Annotated in this window: 20 protein-coding genes and 1 pseudogene; 13 read left to right on the top strand and 8 right to left on the bottom strand. The window is 69.4% G+C overall.

Features of this window, described 5'->3' with window-relative positions:
• Window positions 1-118 precede the first annotated feature (118 nt).
• On the bottom strand, window positions 119-1795 hold the full coding sequence (locus D456_RS0120525; protein WP_017578054.1) for a substrate-binding and VWA domain-containing protein: 1677 nt from the start codon (window positions 1793-1795) through the stop codon (window positions 119-121).
• Between the two features lie 512 nt (window positions 1796-2307).
• On the opposite strand from D456_RS0120525, the gene D456_RS0120530 reads away from it, so the two are divergent.
• The 7 genes and pseudogenes from D456_RS0120530 to ltrA all read left to right on the top strand — a co-directional run bounded on the left by D456_RS0120530 (window position 2308) and on the right by ltrA (window position 9062).
• On the top strand, window positions 2308-2940 hold the full coding sequence (locus D456_RS0120530; protein ID WP_026116069.1) for a hypothetical protein: 633 nt from the start codon (window positions 2308-2310) through the stop codon (window positions 2938-2940).
• A gap of 162 nt (window positions 2941-3102) precedes the next feature.
• Complete coding sequence (locus tag D456_RS0120535) at window positions 3103-3915, top strand: TrmH family RNA methyltransferase (protein WP_026116070.1); 813 nt, start codon at window positions 3103-3105, stop codon at window positions 3913-3915.
• A 125-nt stretch (window positions 3916-4040) separates the two neighbouring features.
• Entirely contained in the window at window positions 4041-4961 is a 921-nt protein-coding gene (locus D456_RS0120540) for a 2-hydroxyacid dehydrogenase (RefSeq protein WP_017578056.1), read from the top strand.
• Window positions 4962-5100: 139 nt separating this feature from the next.
• Window positions 5101-5446: pseudogene (locus D456_RS27645) on the top strand (bifunctional 3'-5' exonuclease/DNA polymerase); the annotation flags it as partial.
• Window positions 5447-5460: 14 nt separating this feature from the next.
• Window positions 5461-5634 carry a hypothetical protein gene (locus tag D456_RS26945; protein ID WP_017578057.1) on the top strand — a complete coding sequence of 58 codons (174 nt, stop codon included), beginning with the start codon at window positions 5461-5463 and terminating at the stop codon, window positions 5632-5634.
• 339 nt (window positions 5635-5973) lie between these two features.
• Window positions 5974-7170, top strand: a complete 1197-nt coding sequence (locus tag D456_RS0120550) for a C40 family peptidase (RefSeq protein ID WP_017578058.1) — start codon at window positions 5974-5976, stop codon at window positions 7168-7170.
• A 644-nt stretch (window positions 7171-7814) separates the two neighbouring features.
• Window positions 7815-9062: a group II intron reverse transcriptase/maturase gene (gene ltrA / locus D456_RS0120555; protein ID WP_275040499.1), complete on the top strand. Its 1248-nt coding sequence runs from the start codon at window positions 7815-7817 to the stop codon at window positions 9060-9062.
• Between the two features lie 531 nt (window positions 9063-9593).
• Here the strand turns inward: ltrA and D456_RS0120560 are convergent.
• Both D456_RS0120560 and D456_RS24670 read right to left on the bottom strand, forming a co-directional pair.
• Window positions 9594-11405, bottom strand: coding sequence for a gamma-glutamyltransferase family protein (locus D456_RS0120560; protein ID WP_017578060.1), 1812 nt, complete (start codon window positions 11403-11405; stop codon window positions 9594-9596).
• 306 nt (window positions 11406-11711) lie between these two features.
• Entirely contained in the window at window positions 11712-13091 is a 1380-nt protein-coding gene (locus D456_RS24670; RefSeq protein WP_040699770.1) for a hypothetical protein, read from the bottom strand.
• Between the two features lie 296 nt (window positions 13092-13387).
• Here D456_RS24670 and D456_RS24675 point away from each other — a divergent pair, with 296 nt between their 5' ends.
• Window positions 13388-14269 carry a glycerophosphodiester phosphodiesterase gene (locus tag D456_RS24675; RefSeq protein ID WP_152442635.1) on the top strand — a complete coding sequence of 294 codons (882 nt, stop codon included), beginning with the start codon at window positions 13388-13390 and terminating at the stop codon, window positions 14267-14269.
• Between the two features lie 170 nt (window positions 14270-14439).
• Window positions 14440-15678: an alanine racemase gene (locus tag D456_RS0120575; RefSeq protein ID WP_017578062.1), complete on the top strand. Its 1239-nt coding sequence runs from the start codon at window positions 14440-14442 to the stop codon at window positions 15676-15678.
• Window positions 15679-15733: 55 nt separating this feature from the next.
• Here the strand turns inward: D456_RS0120575 and D456_RS0120580 are convergent, their stop codons facing one another.
• Window positions 15734-17392 carry a beta-N-acetylhexosaminidase gene (locus tag D456_RS0120580; protein WP_051049514.1) on the bottom strand — a complete coding sequence of 553 codons (1659 nt, stop codon included), beginning with the start codon at window positions 17390-17392 and terminating at the stop codon, window positions 15734-15736.
• 285 nt (window positions 17393-17677) lie between these two features.
• On the opposite strand from D456_RS0120580, the gene D456_RS0120585 reads away from it, so the two are divergent.
• The 3 genes from D456_RS0120585 to D456_RS0120595 all read left to right on the top strand — a co-directional run bounded on the left by D456_RS0120585 (window position 17678) and on the right by D456_RS0120595 (window position 20210).
• Entirely contained in the window at window positions 17678-18556 is an 879-nt protein-coding gene (locus D456_RS0120585; protein ID WP_017578064.1) for a DMT family transporter, read from the top strand.
• Window positions 18557-18572: 16 nt separating this feature from the next.
• Window positions 18573-19829, top strand: coding sequence for a glycosyltransferase (locus D456_RS0120590; protein WP_017578065.1), 1257 nt, complete (start codon window positions 18573-18575; stop codon window positions 19827-19829).
• 63 nt (window positions 19830-19892) lie between these two features.
• On the top strand, window positions 19893-20210 hold the full coding sequence (locus D456_RS0120595; protein WP_017578066.1) for a hypothetical protein: 318 nt from the start codon (window positions 19893-19895) through the stop codon (window positions 20208-20210).
• Between the two features lie 96 nt (window positions 20211-20306).
• Here the strand turns inward: D456_RS0120595 and D456_RS0120600 are convergent, their stop codons facing one another.
• Complete coding sequence (locus tag D456_RS0120600; RefSeq protein WP_017578067.1) at window positions 20307-21266, bottom strand: LysR family transcriptional regulator; 960 nt, start codon at window positions 21264-21266, stop codon at window positions 20307-20309.
• 130 nt (window positions 21267-21396) lie between these two features.
• On the opposite strand from D456_RS0120600, the gene D456_RS0120605 reads away from it, so the two are divergent.
• A complete protein-coding gene (locus D456_RS0120605) occupies window positions 21397-22713 on the top strand; it encodes a pyridoxal phosphate-dependent aminotransferase (RefSeq protein ID WP_017578068.1) in 1317 nt (438 codons plus the stop codon).
• A gap of 194 nt (window positions 22714-22907) precedes the next feature.
• Here D456_RS0120605 and D456_RS24680 read toward each other — a convergent pair whose 3' ends face one another.
• From D456_RS24680 to D456_RS24685, 3 genes are all read right to left on the bottom strand, one after another.
• Entirely contained in the window at window positions 22908-23780 is an 873-nt protein-coding gene (locus tag D456_RS24680) for an isocitrate lyase/PEP mutase family protein (RefSeq protein ID WP_083904649.1), read from the bottom strand.
• A gap of 274 nt (window positions 23781-24054) precedes the next feature.
• Complete coding sequence (gene pabB, locus D456_RS0120615) at window positions 24055-26133, bottom strand: aminodeoxychorismate synthase component I (RefSeq protein ID WP_017578070.1); 2079 nt, start codon at window positions 26131-26133, stop codon at window positions 24055-24057.
• On the bottom strand, window positions 26130-26867 hold the full coding sequence (locus D456_RS24685; RefSeq protein WP_160166743.1) for an aminotransferase class IV: 738 nt from the start codon (window positions 26865-26867) through the stop codon (window positions 26130-26132). Before D456_RS24685 ends, pabB begins: the two co-directional genes overlap by 4 nt.
• Window positions 26868-26953: the final 86 nt, after the last annotated feature.

Here is a 26953-nt window from a genome sequence, read left to right on the forward strand (position 1 = left end):
GTAACCTCGGTGATCACCGCCAGGTTCGGCTGCTCGGGCGGTGAGGGGGCCGGTGTATTCCGATACCCGATCGAGATCGACGGGCGGGGGCGTGCGAGCCCCCGCCCCGGCCCGGACCTCAGTCGCAGTCGGGCACACACAGGCGCCGGGAGATGGAACTGAGGAAGATGTCGCCGATCTCGTCCGGGTCGTCGGTGACGAAGGCCGAACCGCTGGTTGCCGACGCGATCGACTGCAGCTCGGCCTCATCGGCCTCGTTGCCGAAGGCGATGATGAAGAAGCTGACCGGGCGCTCGGGGTCGAACCGGTCCTGGAGCGTCTCCACCAGCTCCTGGTGGCTGAGGTTGCTGCTGCCGTCGTCGATCCCGGCGGTCAGCATGATGACGCTGTTGATCTTGTCCTCGTGGTAGTTGTCCTGGACCTCGTCGAAGGCGTCGAGCATGTTGTCGTACAGGCGCGACTGCCCGCCCTCGACCTCGATGGTGTCGGCGACCTCCGCGAGTTCCTGGCGGCGGGTGACGTCGGCGTCGTCGGTCGCCCCGAGCTGGTGCATCTCGGCCGCCTCGTCGCGGCCCTGTTCCCCGAACTCCTCGGAGAGCATCCACAGGCCCATGTCGGTCTCGTCGGGGAAGAGCTGCAGCCCCGTTCGGGCCGCCTCCCGGGCCGCGTCGATGCGGGAGGGGCCGCCGTTGAGGTCTTCCTCCATGTTCTCGGAGGTGTCGGCCAGCACCAGGGCCCTGCTGGGCATCGACAGGCGGTTCCAGTCGTTGACGGAGTCCAGGAGAGCGTCTCCGGTCAGGCCGCCGTGTACCTCGTGCCCGTCGCTGACGATGCCCGACCGTCCTTCCAGGGTCGGGGTGGGGGAGCCGTCCGGTTCGCGGAAACCCAGCTCCCGCATCCGGTCGCGGTGGGCATCGCCGCTCACCACCTCGTACAGGTCGGCCGCGGCCGAACGCAGGTCGGGGTTCTCGGTGGTGGTCACGTACGGGTAATCGAGCCTGACGGTGCCCTCCTCCGGGTAGTAGGCCTCCAGGGAGGGAGCGCTGTCGGGGCGGGTCGTGTTGTAGTCGACGACCTCCTGCTCGGGCACGACCGTGAGCGGGTCGCGGCGTTCCTGGGCGGCCTCGGAGCCGCTGTAGAACGTGCGGAGGTCGATCTCCCCGAACGCGCTGTCCTGCTGGACGTCGCGTACGAAGTCGGTCATGTCGGTGTCGGCGTCGTCCCCGGTGCCCAGGTGGTCGCGGATCGCGTACATCGCGGCCATGCCGTCGGCACCGCGGTTGGGGTCGACCATGACGACCTGGCGGTCCGGGTCGAGCTCCTCGGGCAGGATCGTCGTCCACGGTGCTTCGTTGCCGCCGGGCAGGCCCTCGGAGTCGGCGGGCGCGGCCATCACCACCGGCGACGCGGCCAGGGAGGGCGGGTCGGTCTCGATCCCGTGCGCGCCTTCGGCCGAGACACGGGCCAGCTCGACCCAGGCCGAGGACTCGGGTACCCACACGTGGGGGGCGATCGTGGAGTCGTCGGGCCGGGTGCCCGAGATGGCGCTCATGATGCGGTGCGGGGCGATCTCGTCGACCTGTGCGTACACGCAGTCGCCCCCGTAGGAGGACGACCCGGCGTTGAACTCCGAGGCGGCCTCGCGCAGGACCGGGGCCATGCTCTGGGTGGTGGACACCCGCAGGTACCGGGTCTCACCACAGCCGAGCGCATTGAGGCCGACCGGAACCAGGATCGCGGCGACGGCGACGAGCGCGACGGCGATCGCGGTGATCCCCAGTGGCGACCCCACCATCCTGCGTGTGTGGGCGGCGGTCGGTGAGGGAAGTCGATGGCGTCCAGTCGACACAAGCACTCCGGGGCGTAGCTGCGTCCGGCTCCGGTGCAGGGGCGTCCGGGAACCGGAGGGTCGGGGCGGCCGCGGGCGCACGCCCTGGGCGTGGTCGGGCGGGTGCGCGACCGCGAGCACTCTGCGGACGATGGACGTGAACCAACGGTCCGTGGATCACATCACACCTTATGGGTGGAGAAGTACGAACCAAGGGCCGCAAAGGCTTTGAAATGGGACCTTACTCGTTGGTAATGCCGAAGCGAAAGAGGCGCACAGCCGCAGCACACCGGCGGTACACCCCGTTCCGGGGTGCGGGCGCGTGTCCGTAGCGGGGTGATCGCTTTGTTACCGTGCTCCCCCAGAAGCACTCCCGGGCAGCGCTAGTCTTGGGTGCCTCTCCGTCGATCCGTGCGCGACCCACGCCTCCCCCGCGCGCCGGACACCACCGTGACCGACTGACCCCCGAGGGTTTTGGCATGTCCCGAACGCACCGTAAAGAACGGAACCGAGTCCCCCTCGGAACCAAGCTGCTCGCCGGCTCCTGCTGCGCCGGAGCGCTGGCCTACGCGGTTCTCGTCGGCCCGTCCATGCTCCCGCCCCAGGACGTGGAGACCACCAGCACCACAGGCAGCGAGGGACGGGCCGAGGAACCGGTGGAGGAACCGGTCGAGGAACGCGAACTCGAAGGCCCCGTCGGTCAGCTGGAGGTCCGGGTCAGCGACCGCGACCGCGCCTGGGTGCAGACCCTGAGCTGCACCGGCGACCTCGAGAGCGACCACTCCGCATGCAGAGCCTTGGCCGAGACGGCCGAGGAGTTCGAGACCGACAGCGACTCCACCGTCGAAGTCCCCGAACTCCAGGAGGACGAACCGGTCGAGGCCGGTGTGGACGGCGGCGGCCCCACGGAGGCCCCGGAGCAGGGCACCGAGGTGCTCTTCACCGAGGTGCGCGACGGCACGGTGTGCACCGACACGGTCTACGGCCCTCAGGAGGCCACGGTCACCGGCGTGTGGGAAGGACAGGAGATCGACACCTCACTCTCGCGCCAGGGCTCCTGCGAGGAGGCCCGGTGGCAGCGGCTGCGCCCCCTGACGGAAGAACTGGACTGACGGAGGCGCCGGCTCTGCCCCCGCGGGAAGCTCTCCACCCGAGCCGTGGCAGCACCCGAAGGTCGCCCCGGACACACTGTCGGCCCCCGGCAGCCCCGGACCTGGGACCGAGCGGTGTCCCCGCGACAGGAACAGTGCCCGGAATCGGGGAAAATGCAGGACATGGAGATCATCAGGGTCAGTGACCCCGCCGACCCGCGCCTGGCCGACTACACACGACTGCGCGACGTCAACCTGCGCCGCCACCTCGAACACGAGCACGGCCTGTTCATGGCCGAGGGCGAGAAGGTCATCCGGCGCGCCGCTGCTGCCGGGTTCACCCCGCGCAGTTTCCTGCTGACCGAACGCCGGGCCCGCGCTCTGGACGGCCTCGTGACCGGTGCCGACGCCCCCCTGTACGTGGTCGAGGAGGAGACCGCGCGCGAACTGGTCGGCTTCGACCTGCACCGCGGTGCGCTGGCGGCCTTCCACCGGCGCGCGCTGCCCGACCTGGGAACGGTGCTGGAGAAGGCACGCCGCATCGTGGTTCTGGAGGACCTGGTCGACCACACCAACGTCGGTGCGATCTTCCGCAGCGCCGCAGGGCTCGGAGTGGACGCCGTCGTGCTCGCCCCCCGGTGCGCCGACCCGCTGTACCGGCGCTCGGTCAAGGTGTCCATGGGCGCGGTCCTCACCCTGCCGTACACACGTCTGACCGACTGGTACGGCGGACTGGACACACTGCGCGGGGCGGGGTTCCAGCTCATGGCGCTCACCCCGGGGGAAGAGTCGGTGCCGTTGCGCGAGGCCGTCGCGGGGCTGGACGCCGACACGCGTGTGGGGTTGCTGCTGGGAACCGAAGGGGACGGACTGTCCTCGCGGTGGCTGGAAGGGGCCACCGCCCGGGTCCACATCCCCATGGCCGACCGGGACGTGGACTCCCTCAACGTCACCGCAGCCGCGGCCGTGGCCTGCTACGAGCTCGCGCAGAGCTGACCGTCCCCGCTCCGGGCTCCCGGGACGCGCCCGAGCCGAACACGCCCCCGCCCCGCCCCTCCGTCCCCGCCGACGACCTAGTGTGGCGCGTGAGGAGCACCGATGCGGAAAGGTTGTGCAGCCACATGGGCGGCCGAGCACTCGTGCAGTGGGAACAGAACCGGGACAACGCCCCCGCTTCCCTGGAGGTCGACCTCTACGCGGGCGGACCCGCGCCCACGAGGGGGCTGGACGGGGTGACCTTCTACCAGGTGCCCTACGCCCCTTCCACGCAGGGCGTGGACGAGTCCACCGACGTCATCGCGCGCATGCCGAACCTGGAGGTCGTGCAACTGGTCTCGGCCGGCTACGAGCAGGTCCTGCCACTGCTGCCCGACCACGTGACCCTGTGCAACGGGCGCGGACTGCACGACGCGAGCACCGCAGAACACACGCTCGCCCTCCTGCTCGCGGCCCAGCGCGACCTGCCCCGGTGGGCCGTCGACCAGCGCGACCACCGGTGGGGAACGGTGCCGCAGCGCTCACTGGCCGACTGCCGGGTCCTCATCGTGGGATACGGCAGTATCGGGGCGGCGATCGAGCGACGCCTGCTCCCGTTCGAGACCACCGTGACCCGAGTGGCGAGCAGGGCCCGGCCCGAGGAGGACGTGCACGGGGTCGAGGGGTTGCACGAACTCCTGCCCGACGCCGACGCGGTCGTCCTGGTCACCCCGCTCACCGAGGCCACCCGCGGCCTGTTCGGGGCACGCGAGTTCGCGCTCCTCGCCGACGACGCACTCGTGGTCAACGTGGGACGCGGCCCCGTCCTGGACACCGGAGCGCTCCTGGCGCAGAACGGGCGGGTGCGCGCGGCCCTGGACGTCACCGACCCCGAACCGCTGCCGGCCGACCACCCGCTCTGGGAGGCCCCCGGTGTGTACATCACCCCGCACGTGGCGGGTGGTGCGGCCTCCTTCTACCCGCGTGCACGCGCGTTCATGGACGCCCAGCTCACGCGCTGGGCGGCTGGAGAACCCCTGGCCAACGTGGTCCGCACCGGACGCTGAGGCCGTCCGGGCCCCGGACACCGGATCCGGTGTCCGGGGCCTCCTCCCGTGCCCGAATGTCGGTCCCGGACGGGAGCCCGGGGACATGCGGATCGCGGTTGCCCGGTCACGCCGGACGCCACGAGGAACCGCGCCCCCGGGCGCTGCCCGGGCGCGTCTGCACGGTCTCCCGGTACCCGAGGACCCGGTCCGTAGGACGGGGGAGGGCGCCCACACCCAGCCCGCCCTGTTCGAGCCCGACCGCTCCACCCTGCCCCCGGCACCGACCGCCTCACCGCCCTGATCGAGGTCCACGACCAGGTACGCCGCCTGGCAGACCTGCCCGATGCCGGGGACTGCGCCTGCTGGCCGCGGTGGAGTCGGCGGGCGGGCCCGCGGCGGCCGAGACGAGCCGCGACGGTCTCCCGCTGCGCCCCGACCTCCACGACAGGCTGCCCACCGAACTCCTGGGGCCGCGTCCGGCAGCCGGGCAGCGTCCCCGTGTTGCCCGAGGGGCGGGGTGGTTTCCTTCGTGCAGGACGAGGAGGTCCTGCACGTGCCCGCCGACCGTGCCGGTGCGACGGTGGAGGCGGTCGCCGCCGCCGAACGTGAGGCCCGTGAACTGCTCTTTCCCTCCTCCCCAGTCCGGTTTCCGCTGGTCACAACCGTTTCGGGCGAGCGAACCCATATCTGACCGTGTTCCGACGTCACGCACGGAAAATGAACCGTTCCATGAACAATTCTCCCCGCCGGGCAAGGAGGACGAGGATCTTCGTTCGAAGGGTGTGAACCGCTCTCCAGTGGAGTTTTCCCAGGGTACGGAGACCCTGTGCCGCAGGGGATCCCGCACGTGATGCAAAAATCCCGAAAGGACGCGTGGTGTCCGGGGGGTGGACGTCCGATATCGGACAGCTTCGGATCCTTGCAAACTCGGTGCGGCACGACCATTCTGGTCTCCCGGAAACCATCGACGGGCCGTGCGGCGCAGGGGGAACCGGTCCCCGAACGGCCAGAGGAAGGGTGAGATCTCCCCGTGCGAACCCGTGCCCGCGCCTGTAGCTCCGCGGCCCTGGTGGCCGCTTTCACGGCCTTGGGAGCCGGCCCTGTCTGGGCCGAGCCCGTGGTCGAGGACCGCCCGCCGGTGAGCCAGCAGATCGCCGCTGCCCCCGCCGCCCCCGACTCCGAGGCCCGGCCCAGCGGCTCCGACCCCCGTGCGGACGACGAGGCCGAGGAGGCCACACCGGACACCGCCGACACCGACGACCTCGACGGTGACATCCCTGTGGCCCCCTTCGACGGGGCCCGCAGTGTCGAGTACTTCGCGGTCGCCCCCGAGAGCCTGCCGCGCGAGGCCGTGGAGGCGGTCCGCGGCATCGAGGGGGTCGAGGACGCCCTCCACGTGGACGCCGCACGTTTGGAGGTCGAGGGGGAAGAGACCTCGCTGCTGGGCGTGAACCCCTCCCTGTTCCGCAACCACGCGCCCGAACCCTCCGCCGAGTCCGACGACATCTGGCAGGGCGTGGCCGAGGGCGCCATCGCCCTGTCCAAGGACGCCGGCACCGAACGCGGCCTCGACGTCGGCACCGACGTGGCCGTCGCGGGCGGTGAGGGCGAGGTCTCGATGGAGGTGTGGACCCACGCCACGTCCGGGATCTCCGGGATCGACGCCCTGGTCTCCCGCGAGCGCGCGGCCGAGCTCGGTATGCCCGAGGGCAACGCACTCGTGATCTCCGCGCCCGACGCGGACCTGGCACAGCTGAACGAGGACCTCGAGCAGGCCCTGGAGGGCCAGGACGCCTCCCTGCAGCTGGTCACCGACGCACCCGAACCGATGACCGAGGGCGAGGCCGTGCCGCCCACGGTCGTGGAAGAGGTCATCGCCAACGCCGAGACCCAGCTGGGAGTGCCCTACGTGTGGGGCGGCACGACCCCGAACGAAGGGTTCGACTGCTCGGGCCTGCTCCAGTGGGCCTTCGCCGAGGCCGGTGTCAGCATCCCGCGTGTCACCCACGACCAGTGGAACGCAGGCACCCGCGTCGACTACGCGGACATGGAACGCGGTGATCTCATCTTCTGGCGCTCCGACCCCACGGCGCCCGAGTACATCTCCCACGTGGCCATCTACCTCGGTGAGGACCAGATGTTGGAGGCGCCGCGCACCGGCCTGGACGTGCAGGTCACCCCGGTGCGGACGGAGAATCTCGCGGGCGTGGTGCGCGTCCACGCCTGATCCGTGCACTCGCCCCAGGGCACCCCGGTCTTCACACCGGGGTGCCCTTTTCGTGGTACGCCCGGCATGGGCAGTTGCTTGAGGGTGAAAGTCCCTTGCGGGAAGAGATGGTGCTAACCGCGAGCCGGAGGCAACGGCGTCATCGCGAGGTGGGGTCGGAAGGAAGCCCGAGGCGAAACCCTGCACTGAGGAACACGAACCGTGTATGAGGCATATCCGTCGGGGTGAGCCCGCTACGTAGGGTGAAGCCCGTCACCGTCAAGACGGCGGAGTGTAAACACGGCAGGGGTAGGGGGACAGTAGCTGTTCTTACCCGGGGAGGTCTGCCTGGGTGTCGGTTGTGCTGAGGATGTCGCCGCGCCGACGGCTGGTCCTGTAAAGGGCTGGCTGACCAGGCAGAAGTCAGCAGAGGTCGTAGTACCAGCCGGGATCAGATGGTGGGCTGGGAAGGGCCGAACGTTGGAATGAGACGGAATATCTGGTGCTGCTCGTGCCCGCCGCGGTGAGCGCGGCCATCCCACGCGTGTGGGTCAACAGGGGGAGGTAGCGGTGCATACGCGAGATAACCCTGTTGGGCGTAGTGGTGGGTCGGCGCACTCCGGGGAAGCCGTTTCCCGCCCTGAGGGGGCCTGTGGGGGGAATTCCTGTCACCGGCCAACCTTGGGGCGGCGTTGAGACGCGTCCAGGCCAATAAGGGCGCACCCGGTGTGGACGGAGTCAGGACCGAGGAGCTTCGGGACTGGCTGCGCGAGTACTGGGAGCAGGTCCGTGCGGACCTCGACGCGGGGAGCTACCGGCCGCAGCCGGTTCGCCGGGTGACGATCCCCAAACCTGGCGGCGGCGAGCGGATGTTGGGGGTTCCCACGGCACTGGACCGGTTGATCCAGCAAGCGTTGGCGCAGGTGCTCACACCCGTCTTCGATCCCCACTTCAGTGGTGCCAGTTTCGGTTTTCGCCCCGGTAAGTCGGCGCACCAGGCGGTGCGCGCGGCCCGGCGGGCGATCGCGGACGGGCACCGGTGGGTGGTGGATGTGGATCTGGACCGGTTCTTCGACCGGGTCAACCACGACATGGTGATGGCGCGTCTTGCGCGCAAAGTCAAGGACCGTCAGGTGCTCAAGCTCGTGCGCCGGTTCCTTGAGGCCGGTGTGATGATCGACGGGGTCAAGCTCCCGGTGGCGGAGGGGACCCCGCAAGGGAGTCCGTTGTCTCCACTGTTGTCGAACATCATGCTGGACGAGTTGGACCGGGAGTTGTTCGAGCGCGGGCACCGGTTCGTGCGCTATGCCGATGACCTTCGGGTGTTCGTGCGTAGCGAGCGGGCTGCCCAGCGGGTGTTGGACTCCATCACCAAGGTGGTGGAGAAGCGATTGAGGTTGAAGGTGAACCGGGAGAAGTCCTCGGTCTCTCGCGCGTCCAAGGCGACGCTGTTGGGTTTCGGGTTCTACTTCTCCCGCAAAGGGGTGGGTACCCGATTGGCTTCGAAGTCGATCACTCGGCTCAAGGAGCGGATCCGGGAGCTCACCTCGCGGAGGTGGTCGGTGGCGATGGAGTATCGCCTCGATCGGCTCAATCGGTTCATCACCGGGTGGATGGGCTACTTCCGGCTCGCGGACGCCAAACGGCTGTTCCGTGATCTGGACGAGTGGCTACGGCGCAGGTTGCGCCAGATCCGGTGGAAGGAGTGGAAGCGACCCGCGACTCGTCGAACGATGTTGCGGAAGTTGGGCATCCCGGACTTCAAGGCTCGGGAGTGGTCCAGCTCTGGCAAGGGGTACTGGCGGATCGCGAACTCGTGGATCCTGGCCCGGTCGCTGCCCAACGCCTATTGGGATGACCTTGGTTTGCGTTCGCTGAGCCAGGTCTACCGTCGTTTCTCACAGGCGGTCTGACGAACCGCCGGATGCGGGCCCGCATGTCCGGTGGTGTGGGAGGCGGGTCGGGCGACCCGACCCGCCTACCCGATTTCCGAATGTGACCGGAATTCCGTGCGCCGCATTTCCTCGCGGGCCATTGAATTGGACCCGTGGTAAAAGGGCGGGTCCGAATGCCTGTACACACAAAACACGTGGGCCGTGGCACTGCTCGGGAAGCAGCACCACGGCCCACGGATCTCTCCTTGTCCGAACAACCCAGCCGGGAGGGGAAGGCAGGTCTCGGTGAGGAGGGGAGAAGCAGGGACGCCACTGAGGGAGGGGGAGACAGTCGCGCACCCTGCCGGGGAAAGTATGGAGTTCTGTACAGGAACGCTACACGATGGTTGTCGCGTTTCCCGTCACTGGATCTACATAAGCAGTGACACGGAGATTTTGCAAGAGGTCGGACCAAGAGAGGAGCACAGTACGAAGTCCGCTCTTCCCGAAACCCCTTCCCGCACGGCCGACAGGGTACTGGAACAGCCGACTCCGCTTCCGGCTCCTGCCTCAGCGCCCGGCCGCGTATCCCTGTGCGCCCCGCGCGTCGGCGGCGGCACGCAGCTCACCGGTGTCGGGGTCGCGGCCCACCGCGGCCAACCGTCCGAGCGACCAGGACCCGGCGACGGTGACCTCGTGCCCGCGCCTCCGCATCTCCTCGACGGTTTCCGGTCCGACCTCGGGCTCCACGACGAGGTCGCCGGGCACGGTCTCACGCGGGTGGAAAGAGCTCGGAAACGCGTTGGTGTGGAACATCGGGGCGTCCAGGGCCTCCTGCAGGTCCTCGGTACCGTGCAGGATCCGCAGCAGCGCCGTGAAGGTCCACTGGTCCTGCTGGTCGCCGCCGGGGGTGCCGATGGCGAGCACCGCCTGCCCGTCCTCGCGGGTCACCAGGGTCGGCGACAGGGTCGTGCGCGGGCGGCGCCCCGGGGCCAGGGCATTGGGGGAGTGCTCGTCGAGCCAGAACATCTGAGCACGGGTGCCGAGCGGGAACCCGAGCTCGGGCACGACGGGTGAGCTCGACAGCCACCCGCCGCTGGGGGTGGCCGAGACCATGTTGCCGCGGGCATCGACCACGTCCAGGTGGCAGGTGTCCCCGCGCCGGTCGGCGGGGTCGGCGGCGTTGCGCACCGTCGGTTCCCCGGTGGTGCGGTCCTGCGCGGCCTTCCCGGGCAGATAGGACGGCGGCATGTAGGGCGTGCGGGAACCCGGAGCGCCCGGGCGCTGCTCCAGGCTCGCAGCGGCGTCCTCGACCAGCCCCGCACGGGACCGGGCGTACTCGGCGGACAGGAGCTCCTCCAGGGGCACGTCAGTGTGGTCCGGGTCGCCGTACCAGGCCTCGCGGTCGGCGAAGACGAGCTTGGCGGCCTCGGTCACCCGGTGTACGAAGTCGGGGTCGGCCCCCTCGCGTGAGCTGCCCGCCAGCTCCCCGGTGCCCAGGGCTTCGGCCAGGCGCAACTGCTGGAGCATGGTCGGCCCCTGGCCCCACGGCCCGGTCTTGTGCACGGTGTGCACACCGTGGCGCACCGAGACCGGATCCTCGTAACGGGCGCTCCACTCGGCCAGGTCCTGACCGCACAGGAACGCACGCTGGGGCCGGCCGGTCGAGCTGGGCACGTCCTCGGACAGGAAACCGTCCAGCGCCTCGGCCATGAAACCCTGGGACCATGCCCGGCGAGCGGCGTCGATGCCGGCCTCGCGCCCGGCCCCGGCCGCTTCGGACTCGGTGACCAGACGCCGGTACGTTGCGGCCAGAGCCGGATTGCGCAGCCGGGAACCGGGGGCCGGGGGGCTGCCGTGGGGCAGGTACAGCTCCGCCGAACCCGCCCAGTGCCGGCCGAAGACCGGGGCGAGCGACTCCACGGCCGCCGCGACCCTGGGCAGCACGGGATAACCGCGCTCGCACAGGCCGATGGCGTGGTCGAGGACCTCACGCACACCCATGGTCCCGTGGTCGCGCAGCAGAAGCATCCACGCGTCGAAGGCACCCGGGACCGTGGCGGCCAGCACCCCGCTGCCGGGGACACGGTCGAGCCCGAGTGCGGTGTAGGCACCGATCGTCGCCCCGGCGGGGGCCACACCCTGCCCGCAGAGCACACGCGCGGGCCCGCCCGCGGCCTGGAAGACCACGGGTACCTCGCCTCCGGGGCCGTTCAGATGCGGTTCGACGACCTGGAGGGTGAAGCCCGCAGCCACCGCCGCGTCGAAGGCGTTGCCGCCGCGCTCGAGGACCGACATGCCGGTGGCACTGGCCGACCAGTGGGTGGAAGCGACCATGCCGTAGTCGCCGCGCAGCTGTGGACGAGTGGTCGGGGCTGGCATCGGGGCAGGCCTCCTCGGGCAGGGGAGAGGCGCGTCCCGGGACGCGCCAGGAGGGAGCGGGGGACCGGCGGGACTCGTGTCCGCGGGGCGACCGTATCGGACCGAGAAGTGCACAGCGATAACGATTCGTCCGCCGAGGAGGCCGGAGGGAGCGAACCCGCCGGGGCGGTCCGGGCAACGTCCTGGAGAGGTACGGAGGAGATGGTGGGAGCGGCCCGGAGCCCCGGCACAGCACAGGGTCCACCCGGGTGCGACGGCGGTCGACGGTGCGTGCGCACCGCCGACCGGCCCTGCGCAGCCCGCACCTCAGGTGTCGACGGTGGGCAGGTGCCAGGGCAGGTGTTCTTGTATCCGCTCCCACTCCTCGGGCCCGACCGGGGCCGTGACAGGCTCCGCGGCGGCCGTGGCCCCCGCGTCCGTGCGACCGCCCGCACGCACGTTGTCGAAGGCCGCGCGCGACTGGGCGTCGAGCTCGACGACGACCTCGGAGACGGTACCGAAGGGCCGGTCGGCGTCCTGGGCGGCGGAGCCCTGTTCGGAGACGCACTCCTCGGCCGCGCGGAGCTTGTCGTCCCGGCTGCCGTGGTACCAGGAGGTGGCCAGGAGGCGGTTGCGCTCACCGCCGGCGAGTTCCCCGGTCGCCTGGACACGGTCGACGAAGGCACGGGTCTCCTCGGACAGTCCCTCCTGCTCGGGCCGCAGACCGCCGTGTTCCTCGAAACGGTTGACGAGGCACTGCTGGAACGCGGGTACCCCCTGCCGGTCGGACTTGTCGGGGAAGACGATGCCGTCGGGGAAGGCGGTGTCCTCGGGGAGTCGGGTGACCTCCGCGGGGGAGAGCTCTTCCAGGGGCTGCCCGTTCCTCTGTTGCCGTAGTTCCGGATCCCGGTCTGCCCGGGCCGGGGCGGGCATGTCCTCAGGGGCTCCGTCGGCCACCGCCTCGGGCCTTTCGGGGTCGTGCTGGGTGGGCACGTCCAGAACCGGTCCCTCCTCCGGGCCGAGCCCCTCGGGACCGCCCTCGGAAGAGGCGCCCTCGGAGGAGGTACCACCGTTCCCGTCGGGGGAGCCTTCCTCGGGGGAGGGCTCCCCGGTGTCCCGAACAGGGGGAGGTGCAGCTTCCTCCGTACCCCGGACCGGCCTGGGGGCGCTCTCCTCCGCGGCCGGGACGATCGCTCCTGCTGTCCGTTCGAGCTCCTCCCGGGTCCACCGCCCGGGGTCCAGGTGGGCGAGCACGGCAACGCCCGGGCTCTCCACCCAGAAGAGTTCGCCCGTGTTCTGTGAGAGGTAGGCGCCGTTCTCGAAGCCCTCGTCCCGGCCGAGGCGCTCCAACGCATCGGCGCGCACGTGGCCGAACCGGTCCCGCCTCAGATCGTCCAGCTCTTGGAGGGCTTCCGAACGCAGGACCGCCACGCGCCCCGCAAGCTCGTCCGACCCCTGGACCCAGGTGATCTCGGAGCGGCGGACGTCCTCGTCCTCGTGGGAGGACGAGGCGTTGACGCGGTGCCGTTCCAGCCCCTCGGGCAGACGGCCGATCGTGAAGCCGTCGAGACCGTGGTCGGACCCGCCCCGTTCGGCTCTCGGGCGGGCCGGTCCCCCGCCGTCGGCGGAGACCGGTACGGCCGTCCCGCAGACGGTCAGTGCCCCGGCGCCCAGGAGCGCGACCCACCAGGTGCGGTGCTTGCGCATGCGTGTTCCTTCCCATTGACTACGGATAGTAATGGTTCCATATCCCCAGGTGACTGACGAAGGACTTTGCGGTCAAAAAAGTACACAAAGTGATCAATAGGATTCATGTGGTGATAAAAGGCGTGGAATTGGGTACCCACCACCGGACGGTGAGGCGGGCCTCATTCCACGCTCGACTCATGGTCACCGTGTAGTCACCAATTGCTCTCAGGCTGAGGTAGCACTCGGCACATAACTCGTACATGGGAGGTCCGGTGCGTCGCATCGCGATCGTTGTCGGAGCCATAACGCTCACAGTGACGGCAGGCGGAGCCCCCGCCCTGGCCGCGCCGTCATTCCATCCCTCAGGACCGGTCGGCGCCGTGCGGGTCTCGGCGGAACAACCGTCCCCCGAACGCCCGCTCGTCGCCGTCGCCCACCGCGGAGCCTCCGGGCACGCACCCGAGAACACCCTCGCCGCAATCGACGCCGCCGACGAGCTGGGGGCCGTGACCGTCGAGATCGACGTCCAGCTCACCGCCGACGGCGAACCCGTACTCATGCACGATGCGTCCCTGGAACGCACGACCGACATCGAGGAGGTCCACCCCGACCTCGACTCCTACGACATCGCCGACCTGACCCTGGAACAGATCGAGGCGGTGGACGCCGGCAGCTGGTTCGACCCGGCCTTCGAAGGCGAACCCGTCCCCACCTTCGAGGAGGCCCTCGACCGGCTGGAGAGCCTGGACCTCAACCTCTTCCTCGAGGTCAAGGACCCCGAAAGCCACCCCGGCATCGAGGAGGTCCTGGCCGAGGAACTCACCTCCCACAGCTACTGGATGAGGAAGAACCCCCCTCGGGAACCGAACCGCCTCATGATCCAGAGCTTCGACTGGGACTCCATGGAGACCTCCGAGGACCTTCTGCCCTCGGTCCCGCACGGCCTGCTCGGTGAGGTGCCCGTGGACGAACTCGACGACCACGACTGGGCCGACATGGTCAACCCCAACCACACCGGCCTGACCGCCGACTACGTCTCCAGCGTCCAGGAGGCGGGCTTCGAGATCATGCCCTACACCGTCAACGAGCAGGACCGTATGGTCGAGGTCCTGGAAATGGGCACCGACGGTTTCGTCACCGACTTCCCCGACATCGGCCAGGACGCCGTCGCCGAGTTCGAAGGCGCCCGATGGTAGGCCGGTCTCCGACAGGAGACACAGCAGGAAGGGCCTGAGGCCCCCTCCGGGCCGGCCCGGGACCCGCCCGCCCCACAGGTGGGAGGATCGCCTCCGACACACACCGGGTCCGCCCCGGACACCTCTGGCGTCCGGGGCGGACCACTGGCGCGAAAGGTGGGACCGACCAAGTGAGCGAACGGTTGACCATCCCGCAGGAACACGTCGACTGGCGCACCAAAGGGGTGTGGTGGCCCGAGGGCGCCCTCACCCTCGACGAGTTCGCCCGACAGGCCGGAGGACTGTTCACCGGCCCCTTCACCTGGCCCCTCATGGTGCTGCGCGAACCGGAACTGAGCCGCAACATCACCGCGCTGGCCGACTTCACCGAACACCACGGACTCACCTTCGCCCCGCACGGCAAGACCTCCATGGCGCCCGCACTCATCCAGCGCCAACTCGACGCCGGCGCCTGGGGCGTGACCGCCGCGACCGCCAACCAGGTGCTGGCCTACCGCCGCTTCGGGGTAGGGCGCATCGTCCTGGCCAACGAGCTCCTGGACACCCGGGCCCTGTCCTGGATCGCCGACGAACTCGACCGCGACCCCGGGTTCGAGTTCCTCTTCTACGCCGACTCCCCCGAAGGTGTGGCCGCGGCATCCTCCGCGGCCGCCCCCGACGGGCGCCCGCTGAGGATCCTGGTCGAACGCGGCGTGCCCGGTGGACGCACCGGGTGCCGCGACCGCGCCGGTGTGCTGGCCGTGGCCGAAGAGGTGGCAGCCGCCCCCGGCCTCGAACTCGCCGGTGTCGCCGGGTACGAGGGACCGGTGGCCGGAGGGGCCGACGCCGTGCGCGGATTCCTGCGCGACCTGCGCGCCGACGCCGCCGAGCTCGCCCGGGTCCACGGCCTGGAACGCCCCGTCCTGTCGGTGGGCGGCAGCGCCTGGTTCGACCTGGTCGCCGAGGAGTTCGGCGGGGCCCGGGACGTGTGGACGATCCTGCGCAGCGGCGCCTACGTCGCACACGACGACGGCCTCTACCGCCGCACCACCCCCTACCGGCGCCTGGCCGAGGGGCCCGACGCGCTGGCCGGGGCCCTGGAACTGTGGGCCCAGATCACGTCGACCCCCGAGGAGGGGCTGGCCATCGCCGGGCTGGGAAGGCGCGAGGCCAACTTCGACGCGGGCCTGCCCGTGCCGCGCTACCTGCGCCGCTCCGACGGGACCCGGAGCCCGGCCGAGGGCGCCGAGATCACGGCTCTGAACGACCACCACGCCTACCTGAAGGTGCCGCCGGAGCTCCGGGTGCGCCCCGGTGACCTGGTCTCCTTCGGTATCTCGCACCCCTGCACGGCCTTCGACCGGTGGGCGCTCATCCCGGTCGTGGACGCGGAGGACACCGTGGTCGAGGCCGTGGCCACCTACTTCTGACCGCCTCCGGAACCGGCCGGGGCGCGGCACGCGGCCTCGCCCCGGCCGGTTCCGGTCAGTCCCGCCCGAGCACCCCGGGTCGGGTCTGCCACGGGCGCGGACCCTCCAGGGGCCGGTACTCCACCCCCGCGCAGTCCAGGCGGAGCAGGTGCGCACGCAGGCGCGGTTCGAACTCGGCGTAGTCACGCGGGCCCGCCGACCACACCTTCTCCGCGAAGGCCGACAGGCGTGGGAAGACCATGTAGTCCAACCGACGGGGCGTGTCGATGTGCTCGGTCCAGACGTTGACCTGCGCCCCCAGTACGTGTTCGGCCTCCTGCGGGCTCAGCCCCTCCGGGACGGGTTCGGAGAGGTAGACCTCCTCCGTCGGCAGGAGCGTGCCGACCTTGACCGGCTCCTCCTCGGACTCCGACTGGCGGTAGTCGAGGTAGGAGGTCGCAGTGGGCGCCATGATGACGTCGTGGCCGGCCCGCGCCGCCGCGACACCGCCCACCTCGCCGCGCCAGGACATCACGACCGCGCCCGCCGACAGGCCCTTGCGTCCGTCCCCGGGTGCAGGGGCCTCCTCGTCCCCGGCCCAGAGCCAGCCCTGCAGGATCTCGTCCCAGCCGACCGTGCGCCGCCCGCGCGAGGCCAGGTGCCGGTCGAGCTGCCGGACGAACCAGTTCTGCAGTTCGTGCTCGTCGGCCAGTCCCTCGTCCCGGATCCGCTGCTGGGCCGAGGGGCTCTCCTTCCACTGAGTCTTGGGGCACTCGTCGCCGCCGATGTGGAAGAAGGGGGACGGGAACAGCTCCACCAGCTCGTCCACGACGTTGCGGTAGAAGTCCAGGACCTCGTCGGTCACGGCCAGGACCTCGTCGAAGATCCCCCACTGGGTACCGACGGGCACACGTCCGGTCTCGCCGAGTTCGGGGTAGGCGTGGATCGCGGCCAGGGAGTGCCCGGGCACATCGATCTCGGGCACCACCGTCACGTGGCGCTCGGCGGCGTGAGCGACGATCTCGCGGACGTCGTCCTGGGTGAGGTACCCGCCGTGGGGACGCCCGTCGAAGACCGGTGGCCGCGCCGCTCCCACCTGGCTCTCTGCACGCCAGGAACCTTCCTCCGTCAGTTTCGGATACCGCCGGATCTGCACCCGCCAGCCCTGGTCGTCGCTCAGGTGCAGGTGGAGCACGTTGAGTTTGTGCATCGCCATCAGGTCGACGAAACGCATGATCTCGCGTCTGGGCTGGAAGTGCCGGGCGATGTCGAGCATCGCACCCCGCCACCGGAACCGGGGCGCGTCGGTGATGCTCACTGCCGGCAGGACCCACTCCGACCCGGCCGGGGCGGCAGCGCGGTACGCGTCGGCGGGCAGGAGCTGGCGCAGGGTCTGCGCCCCGTAGAACACACCGGCGGCGTCGTGGCCGATGACCGAGGCGCCCTCGGCGTCGACGACCAGCCGGTACCCCTCGGGGGAGAGTCCGGCGCCGGGGTCCACACTGAGCCGGATCTGTGCGTCGGCCTCGCCACCGCGTTCCAGGGGCAGTCCGGTCGCCGGACCGACCTCGCGGCGCAGCCAGGACAGGACCCCGGCGGCCCCCGCTCCTGCGTGCACACGCGTTCGTGGGGTCAGCACCAGGCCCGGGCCCTCACCGGGGGATGACTCACGGGGGCGGGGGATCAGGGAGTCGGACACGGCTGCTCCTATCCGGTCTAGACCATTGACCGACATCGTGCCATGCGTGCCGGGAACGGCACAGGGGTACGAACAAATGGATCGACAATCCCCACATTCGGGATGTGCCGATACCCAACCTTGCCCCCGTGTTGATGTTGGCTCTGCCCCGAACGAGGCAAATCCAGGGCCAGGGGCCGGACAGAGCCCCCTGGACGGGCTGCGTATCCGCCCCTCTCACAGGGGAGGGGACGGGTGCGCGGTCCGCTGTGCGCGTCCGGTGGTTCCGCGACCGTGCCCGAAAGGGCCCGGCACACATGACCGGAAGGAGTGAGGGCGACGATGTTGTGGGCGGTGCCCGTCGCCGTGTTGGGGGCCTTCGCCCTGGCCCTCGGTTCGGCCCTCCAGGAACGCGACGCGGTCCGGGCACCGGGCGGCCGGGTCGCCCGCGCCGGTGTGCTGTTCCACCTGTTCGGGCGCCCGCGCTGGCTCCTCGGCGGGGCCCTGGTCGTTCTCGGGGCGCTCCTGCACCTGGTGGCGCTCAGCGGTGCCCCGCTCACCATCATCCAACCCCTGGGCGTGACCGGCCTGCTCTTCGCGATCGTGCTCTGGTCCTTCTTCACCCACCGATCGGTCGGCCCGTACCAGGTCGTCGCCGGCCTCGCCGTCATGGCCGGGCTGACCGGGGTGCTGTGGCTGTTCCCGCACGTGGACGAGGCGCCCGTGCTGGGGACCCGTGCCGCCCTGACCCTGGCCGGGGTGGTCATCGGCGCGGGGGTCCTGCTGCACCTGGTCGCACGCTGGTTCCCCAGCCCCGTCCGCGCGATCCTGCTCGCCATGGCCGGCGGGGCCGCCATGGGCACCACCTCCGGGCTGGCCCGTGTGGTGCTGGTCGGTGCGCACGGCGACTGGTCCCGGTTGATCAGTTGGTTGACCCTGCTGGCCGTGGTCACCGCCGTCTTCGGCGCCCTGTTGGTCCAGAACGCCTACCGCAGCGGCCACTTCGCCGCCGCCTACGCGACCCTGCTGGTCACCGATCCCGTCGTCGGTGTCGGTATCGGCGCGGTGATGCTCGGCGAGGGCGCCCCGGACACACCGCTCACCCAGGCCGGCGCGCTGGTCTTCGCGCTCATGGCCGTGGTGGGGACCGTCGGCCTCGCCCGGAGCCGGGACCGCAACCCCGAGGCAGAGCAGCCCCCGCGGTCCGTCCGCACCCGTTGACCCAAGGAGTACCGCCATGCTCAGAGCAGCACACCCGCTGAGTGTCCTGGTCGTCACCGACACCTATCCGCCCGATGTCAACGGTGCAGCCTACTTCACCCACCGGCTGGCCGATGGGCTCGCCGGGCGCGGCCACCGGGTCCACGTGCTCTGCCCCTCCGCGCAGGGGCAGCCGCACGTGACGATGGCCGGGGAGGTGACCGAACACCGGGTGCCTTCGGCCCGGATCCCGCTCCAGCCGACCATGCGGGCCGCACTGCCCCTGGGACTGCGCGGGCACGTCGACCGCCTGTTGGCCCGTTTGGCGCCCGACGTGGTCCATGTGCAGAGCCACTTCACCCTCAGCCGCACGGCGCTCGCACGGGCCCGGGCGGCCGGGATCCCCACGGTGCTCACCAACCACTTCATGCCGGACAATCTCTACGCCCACGCCCGTGTGCCCCGCTCCCTGCAATCGGTGGCCGGTTCGCTGGCCTGGCACGACATGGTCCGTGTGGCCGAGCAGGCCGACCACGTGACCACCCCGACCCCGCGTGCGGCCCGACTGCTGCGGGAGCAGGGGCTGAGACGGGGGGTGGAGGAGGTCTCCTGCGGGATCGACCTGGACCGTTTCCACCCGCGGGCCTCCGAACGTTCGGCCGCACGCGCCCGCCTGGGTGTGCCCGACCGCGATTCGATCGTCTTCGTGGGCCGCCTGGACGAGGAGAAACGTGTCGACGAGCTGGTGCGGGCCCTGGCTCTGATCACCCCTGACCTGGACACGCAGTTGGTGCTGGCCGGCACCGGGCAGCGCGAGGAAGAACTGGCCGAACTGGCCCGGGCCCTGGGGATGGAGGAGCGGGTCCGCTTCCTGGGGTTCGTCCCCGACGAACTGCTGCCGTCGGTGTATGTGGCCGGGGACGTCTTCGCGATCGCGGGGGTGGCCGAACTGCAGAGCATCGCGACCCTGGAGGCGATGTCGACGGGTCTGCCGGTGGTGGCCGCCGACGCGATGGCTCTGCCGCACCTGGTCGCCGAGGGGCGCAACGGATACCTGTTCCCGTCGGGGGAGGTGGAGGTGCTGGCCGACCGGTTGCGTGCGGTCCTGTCCTCCCGCACCGAACGCGGGTTCCTGGGCGCGGCCGGCCGGGAGATGGCGGCCGAGCACGATCACCGCCGCTCCCTGGAGCGCTTCGAGTCGCTCTACGCACACCTGGGCGGGGCGGTGCTTGCCTCGGTCCCCTCCGGACCGAGGGTGCGCGGTGACCGATATGCACGCATTGTTCAAGGATGACGTTTCCGTGTTTTTTGCGCTCCAAACGGTGCCATTTATGCATTGCCGGAAACAAGGCAGGGTGTGTGGTTCCAAGGCATCACCGGACAAGCGGGCCAGAAGCGGGAACCGACCGCCGACGGCCTGATGGACAGGTTGAAGGACGCCGAGAACGACGCGGGCTGCCACGAACGTGACATGTCGGAGATCGAGCGCGAGCGCATCGACCTGGAACACCGGGTCAACCGTATGGAGGCCGAACTGGACTCCTTGCGCAAGAGGCGGCTCGAGGCCTACGCACGCTGGTGGAACGCCCGCGACGACAGGGACAGGGCCCTGCACGTGTGCCGCAAGCTCCGCCGCCGCATCGATCGCACCCGGCGCACGGGTGGGAGGGGATGAGCCCGGAGCGACCCACCGGAAGAACACGAGAGCGACCGACCCGAAGTGGTCCGGCCCCACGGCCGGGCCGCTTCTTCGTGCGAGGGGCCTGCGCGCTCACCGGACCGAGCCCTCCGGAGCCTGGTCGGTCAGCTCGGCCAACTGCTCCTCGACCGTGTGTGCCGCCCCGCGCAACGCCGAGAGCGTCACCTGCACCGCCGGGCGCCGCAGGGTCCCCGTGCGCAACACCGCGTAGACGTGCCGTTCCGGTGTGGGTGCAGGCAGACTGCGGCACACCAGCCCCGACGGCGCGCTCACCGCAGCCAGGGCCGGTACCGCGGCGATGCCGATCCCGCTGGAGACCAGGCTCAGGATCGTGCCCAGCCCCTCGAACTCCCAGGTCGCCGAGGGCAGACCGCCCACCTCGGCCATGAGGCGGTCGGTCCCGTAGCGGGAACGCTCCCCCTCGGGCGCCACCACCCACGACTCGCCCAACAGCTGTCTCAGCACCACCGGCCGGGAGGGATCGGCCAGGCGGTGGTTCTCCGGCACCGCCAGCACGAGCGAGTCCTTGAGCAGATGCACGTGGCGCAGACCGCTGTCGGAGGTGCGCCCCGGATGCTGTCCGGTCCAGTCGTCGATCAGGGCGATGTCGACCTCGCGGGACTGTACCTTCTGGGTCCCGGACGCCAACAGGGTCTGGCGCAGCACCAACTGCATCTCCGAGTGCCGGCGCAACGGGGGAGCGAGCAAGGGGGCGAAGGCCACGGCCGCGGTCGGAAAGGCCGTCACCGTGACCGTCCCCAGGGCCACGTCCGACTGCTCGGCCAGGATCGACTCGGTGGCCTCCACCAGCGCCAGAATTTCCTCACTCTGTGTGACGAGGAGCCGTCCCGCGTCGGTCAGTTCAGCGCCTCTGGGAGAGCGGTCGAGCAGTGCCACACCCGTCTCGCGTTCGAGGGTGGCCAATTGTTGCGAGACCGCGGAAGGCGTGTAACCCAGTGCGTTCGCCGTGGCCACGATGGTGCCGCGTGCGCTGAATTCACGGAGCAGCTGGAGGCGTCGAAGGTCGAGCATAAGGACATCTTACGCTCACCATCGAAAAGGCGTGCTTGTGCTGATGGGGGAGTGCGGGCAGGGTTGTAGTGACGGACCGTCACCCAAAGGTGCGGTCAAGCGCACAAGATGATCCGGAGATGAGTCAGACATGACCGTCACTGTGTCCGCGACCCTCGCCGTGAACGAAGCCCTCCAGGAGAAGCGTCGCCAGGGGGTGCGCGTGCTTCCGCTCGGCTTCGGTGAGGCCGGGCTCCCGGTCCACCCGGTCATGCGCGACCAGCTCTCCGCGGGCAACGGGGCCAACGCCTACGGGCCCGTCGCAGGGTCCGCCCGCCTGCGCGAAGCGGCCGCAGGCTATTGGGAGCGCCGCGGCCTGCCCACCGACCCGTCCATGGTCATCGCCGGCCCCGGAAGCAAGCCGCTGCTCTACAGCCTGCTCCTGGAACTGGGAGGGGACACCGCGATCGCCGCCCCCAGCTGGGTCAGTTACGCTGCCCAGAGCCGCCTCGTCGGCAGCCGCCCCCTCATGGTGCCCACCGCCACCGGGCAGGGCGGGGTCCCCCAGCCCGACCTGCTGCACGCCGCAGTCACCGACGCCCGTGACCAGGGCCGTACCGTCAACGCCGTCGTGGTGACCGTGCCCGACAACCCGACCGGGACCGTCGCCGGCGAGGAGACCGTGCGCCGCCTGGCCGAGGTCGCCCGCGAGCTCGAGCTCGTCATCATCTCCGACGAGATCTACCGCGACCTGGTCCATCCGGGAAAGGACGAAGTACGGGTGCACAGCCCCGCCGACTTCGCGCCCGAGCGCACCGTCGTCTCCACCGGGCTGAGCAAGAACCTCGCCCTGGGCGGCTGGCGCATCGGGGTGCTGCGCCTGCCCGACTCCGAGATCGGACACCGACTGCGCGGCGGGCTCCTGGGCGTGGCCAGCGAGATCTGGTCCAGCCCCGCCGCACCGGTGCAGGAGGCCGCCGCCCACGCCTTCACCGAACCAGCCGCGCTGGCCGACCACATCGACCGCAGCCGCCGCCTGCACGGCCTGGTCGCAGCAGGGGTGGCCCAGGTCTTCGCCGACGCCGGCGCCGAGGTCGCGCCCCCGCGGGCGGCCTTCTACCTGTACCCGGACTTCGCGCCGCTCCGCGAGCGCCTGGCCGCCCTGCACGGGGTCACCACGGGGCCGGAGCTGACCGGCCTGCTGCTGGACCGCTTCGGTATGGGTGTGCTCCCGGCAGTGGAGTTCGGCGAGAGCACCGACACCCTGCGCATGAGGGTCGCCACCAGCCTGCTCTACGGAGAGACCGAGGAACGCCGCTACGCCGCGCTGGCGGCCGCCGACCCGCTGGCCCTTCCGTGGATCTCCGGCCACCTGGAGCGCCTGTCGGAGGTGCTGGGCGAGCTGCTGTCCGACAAGAGTCCCAGCAGCGTCATCGCCGCACCCGCTGAGGTGGCCACCTCGGTCTAGTGCCACTCCCCAGCTGAGGCGCCCGCCCCGAGAAGGGTATGGGGCGCACACCTCACACGAGGGGTCTCCCGGGATCTGCGACCCCGGGAGGCCCCTCACCGTGCTCGCCGGCTACGGCCTCGGCATCCGATTCCAGTGGGCAAGCCACCCTCGCCTGTGGAGATCGGCTGCCGCGCCTGATCCGGCGATGTGACTCAATCCCGTGCGATCTTGGGCCGCAAGAGCCGACCGACGGCATCTCCGGCGATGTTGGCGAGGCGCCGAGCCGGGCTGCTGCGATCGCCGAGCCTCCCCAGCCTGCGGCGGAGGTAGGTATCGGTGGCCTCACGTGGAGTGCCACCGAAGGAGATCCGGGACACTCCGAGCCCGCGGATGACACCGATCCTCGGGTCGGTGAACGGGAAGAGCAGGGCGGTGCGCTTGGCGGGGACGTGGGCGAGGAAGCGACGGAACTGGTGGGGCGAGTGCAAGCCGATGGGGAACACCACATCAGCACCGGCGTCCAGATAAGCGCGGGCCCGGTCGATCGCCTCGGTGACCGCAGCCTCTGTCCGCGGGCTGTCGCCTCGCCCGTCGCTGTGGAGGACATCGAGCATCGGGTCCACGCGTGCGGTGAGGACCGGATGACCGGGTAGCTCGGCCAGCCCTTCCGCAAGGCTGCTGAGTCGGTTCGCCTGGTCCTCTGACGAAAGAAGACGGTCGTGCTCGTGGTCGGTGTCTTCCAGGTTGATGCCCGCACATCCGAGCGCTTGCACGGTCTCGATGAGCTCGGGGACGGTGAGGCCGTACCCGGATTCGAGGTCGACATTGACCGCGGCCGGGGCCGCAGCGCGGACGATCCTGCCGGCCCAGTGCAGCATCTCTTCCCGATCGGCCCCTTCGGCGTCCTCGCTACCGAGCATCGCGGCGATCGCGGCGCTGGAGGTGCCGATCACGGGGAACTTGGCCTCGCGGGCGATCCGTGCCGTCTGTACGTCCCAGACGTTCGGCATGAGCAGCGTCGCAGGCTGGGACAGTGACCGACGCAGAGCGTTCGCCGTCGAGGTCCCCATGTCGTTATGTGCCATGAGGGATCTCCGAGCGCGTATCGTTGTGGCGAGCCGAAGTGCCGGGTGCGGCGAGTCCTACGGCCGCAACGGTCCGACACGCTTCTGTGGCGACTACCTGCATAATGACCTTCCGTCTTGGCCTTGGTTTTCAGATAATCCCTGATATAAGATCTATCTGTCAGTATATTGGATGTCGAATAAACTTTGTAAGACAAGGCCTTGCTGAACGGGGTTCATTCGTACGATGATGGTACTTGCCTCCAAAATCACGGGAGCTCCTGTGCGCTGCTTTTCATGATTCCGTCTGTTTATCCGCAGCGGCCTCGAATAGTGCGGCTGCGGCCAATCGGGACTTGATCAAAGTTTCCTGGTATTCGAGCTCGGGGTCCGACAGCTGGGTAATGGCACCGCCGACCCCGAATGTAGCCCGATCGCGCTCGACGATGACACTTCGGATCACGATGTTCAGTGCGAGGGCTCCGCTGAGCGAGATCCATCCGATCGCTCCGGAGTAGATGCCCCGGGGTCCTTCTTCGAGTTCATCGATGATCTGAAGAGTTCTGACCTTGGGTGCGCCAGTCATAGAACCGCCCGGGAAAGCCGCGCGAAGGCACTCGATGGACGAGCTTCCGGGGTGGAGGCTGCCCCGAACTGTACTGATCAGTTGATGCACAGAGGGGAAGGACTCGACATCGAACAGTGTCGGAACATGAACCGAACCCTCTCGGCACACCGAGTTCAGATCATTGCGCATGAGGTCAACGATCATGAGGTTTTCTGCTTGATCCTTCTCCGCTGAGAGCAGGTCCTTCTTCAGGAGCTGATCTTCCTCCTCTGTCCGCCCACGTGGCCTTGTTCCCTTGATGGGGCGGGTCTCGACAGAGCCATCGGCGTCGACGGTCAGAAAGCACTCGGGGGAGGCGCTCAATACGGAGAAATCATCGTATCTCAGGAAAGCGCCGTACGGCACCTGAGCATATTTTCTGAGAAGCGAGTATGTCTCGTACGGGTCCACGCGCCTGGGGAACTCGAGCATGTTCGTCAGGCAGATTTCGTAGGACTCGCCCGCGCCGATGAGCTCCTGGCTCTCACGGATCTTTTCGATGTAAGAGTGCCGATCGTGTCGGAATTTGAGCTCGGATTCCAGAGTCGAGTCGTCCGGCAGGTCTGCAGGAGGGAGAACCTCTCCGGATGGCTGGCACTTCTCAAGACCGAATATCCGCTTCTCGGTGTGTTCGAGCCATTCCTTCGAGGTTACATCGAGCAGCGACCCGGGATCATTGGACCGGAGGGCGAGCAACAGGAACTCTCCGTTGCTGTGGTCGAACACCACAGCCCTCTCCACGAATGTCAGCCGGCTGTCCGGCAACGCTGACGGTGACGGGTCAGCGACCGCGCATGTGTCGGCCTTGAGGCCGTATCCCAGGTAGCCGACGTAGCCGAGGTAGAAGTCTGTGGTCGTCTGTGGCCAGCGAAGGCAGTCGAAACGGGTCAGCTCGTCCTCAACCACCTGGAAGATGTCACCGTCCACCTGCTCCCGGTGGCCGTTGGCGAACTCGCGCAACGTCGTTCTGCTTTCCGCATGGTAGGACAAGACGTGTGACAGTATCCCCTCGCACGAGCCCATGACGCTCATCTCGGAACGGCTGTCGTCGCTATTGCTGTCCAGCCAGAAGCTTTTCTCGTCGTCCTTGTAAAGGGCTTCGTAGACTACTGCGGGAGAAAGGTCTTTACGGACCCGGCGGACGTCCACCCACCAGCCATTCGCGGAGCCCCCGGCCTCAGCAGAGTCCACAGCGAGGAAGTTGGTGATGATCTGCAACCCCCACTGGCTCAGGATCGACTCCGGATGGAACTGCACACCCCAGAGAGGGCGGTCGACGTGGCGCAGTCCCATGACTACTCCATCGCGCGTGGAGGCCGTCACCTGGAGCGCGGGCGGTACCTCCGAGACCGCCAGTGAGTGGTACCTGACCACGTCCAAGGTGGGAGGGAGGCCGGCGAACAGGGCGTCGCCGTCCTGCTGAATGGTGGAGACCCGGCCGTGCATGGGCTCTGCCGCCCGAGTCACACGACCCCCGAAATGGGTGGCCATAAGCTGGTGACCCAAGCAGACCCCGAGGACGGGAACGGTGACGCGCTTTAAGATGTCCGCGCATATCCCCACGTCCTTGGGTGCATCGGGAGCACCTGGACCTGGGGAGAGGATTACGTGAGTGATCCGCTCCCAGTCGATGCTGTCGAGGGGAACGTCGTTGCGCACGACGGTGGGCCAGTTACCTGTGCACTGCGCGACCTGTTGAGCGAGGTTGTAAGTGAACGAGTCGTAGTTATCAACGATCAGAACCTCGCTCGTGGTGGGAATCGTCATTTTCCGTCCTTGTACTCACGAGCTTCGCGCTGTTCCGGTGATGCTGTGCTCGGCGAAGCGACGAGCCACATGGCGACGTCTTGTTCGAAGGTCTGTAGGTGTTCGCGAAACTCCGCTGCTATGCCCGCTTCAGAGACCGGTTCGCCGTCCCAGGCGGTGACCACGCGGATTCCGTGCAGGGAACTGAGGGTCCACACTTCGTCGGCGGCACGGACCTCACGTGGTCCGCAGGGGCGCCTCATGACGGGGTAGCCGCTGGAGATCGCCGCGCGAACCACGGCGGACTCCGTCACACTCGGCAACCGCTGGGGGGCCGACGACACGACGAGGGCTCCATCGACCCAGTGGACCACGCTGCTGTAGGCACCCTCGCGCAGGATTCCGTCTGCGCCGATCATGAGCGCCTCCTCTGCCCCGTGGCTCTTCGCCTGGCGCTGGAGAGAGGTCTGGAGGGGGAACTCCGGTCCCTTGTGCCACGGAACGCGGCGCGAGTCAGGCTCTTCCGGGGTCCATACGGTCACGGTGGTGCGCAACGCGTCAGGGCTGAGGGGGCGCAGCTTGTAGGTGAGCTGCCCCTCTCGGAGGGTGACCAGAGGGAAGGACCACCCCGGAGACGCGGCGGCCGCACGCAGCAGGTTTTCGTAGAGGGGGAGGAATGCGGTCCTGGGCCACCCGCTGGAGGCGACCATTCGGTCGATGTGACCGTCTACGTCCAGGACTCGGTTCTCACGCACCAGAAACGAGTCGTGCAGGACCGTAGGGGTATCCCTGTCCCTGGGAACGGTGGTCCTTCCTGGCGGCCTCGGATGGTGAGGACTCA

It is taken from the genome of Nocardiopsis kunsanensis DSM 44524 (genome assembly GCF_000340965.1).
Lineage (GTDB): Bacteria > Actinomycetota > Actinomycetes > Streptosporangiales > Streptosporangiaceae > Nocardiopsis > Nocardiopsis kunsanensis.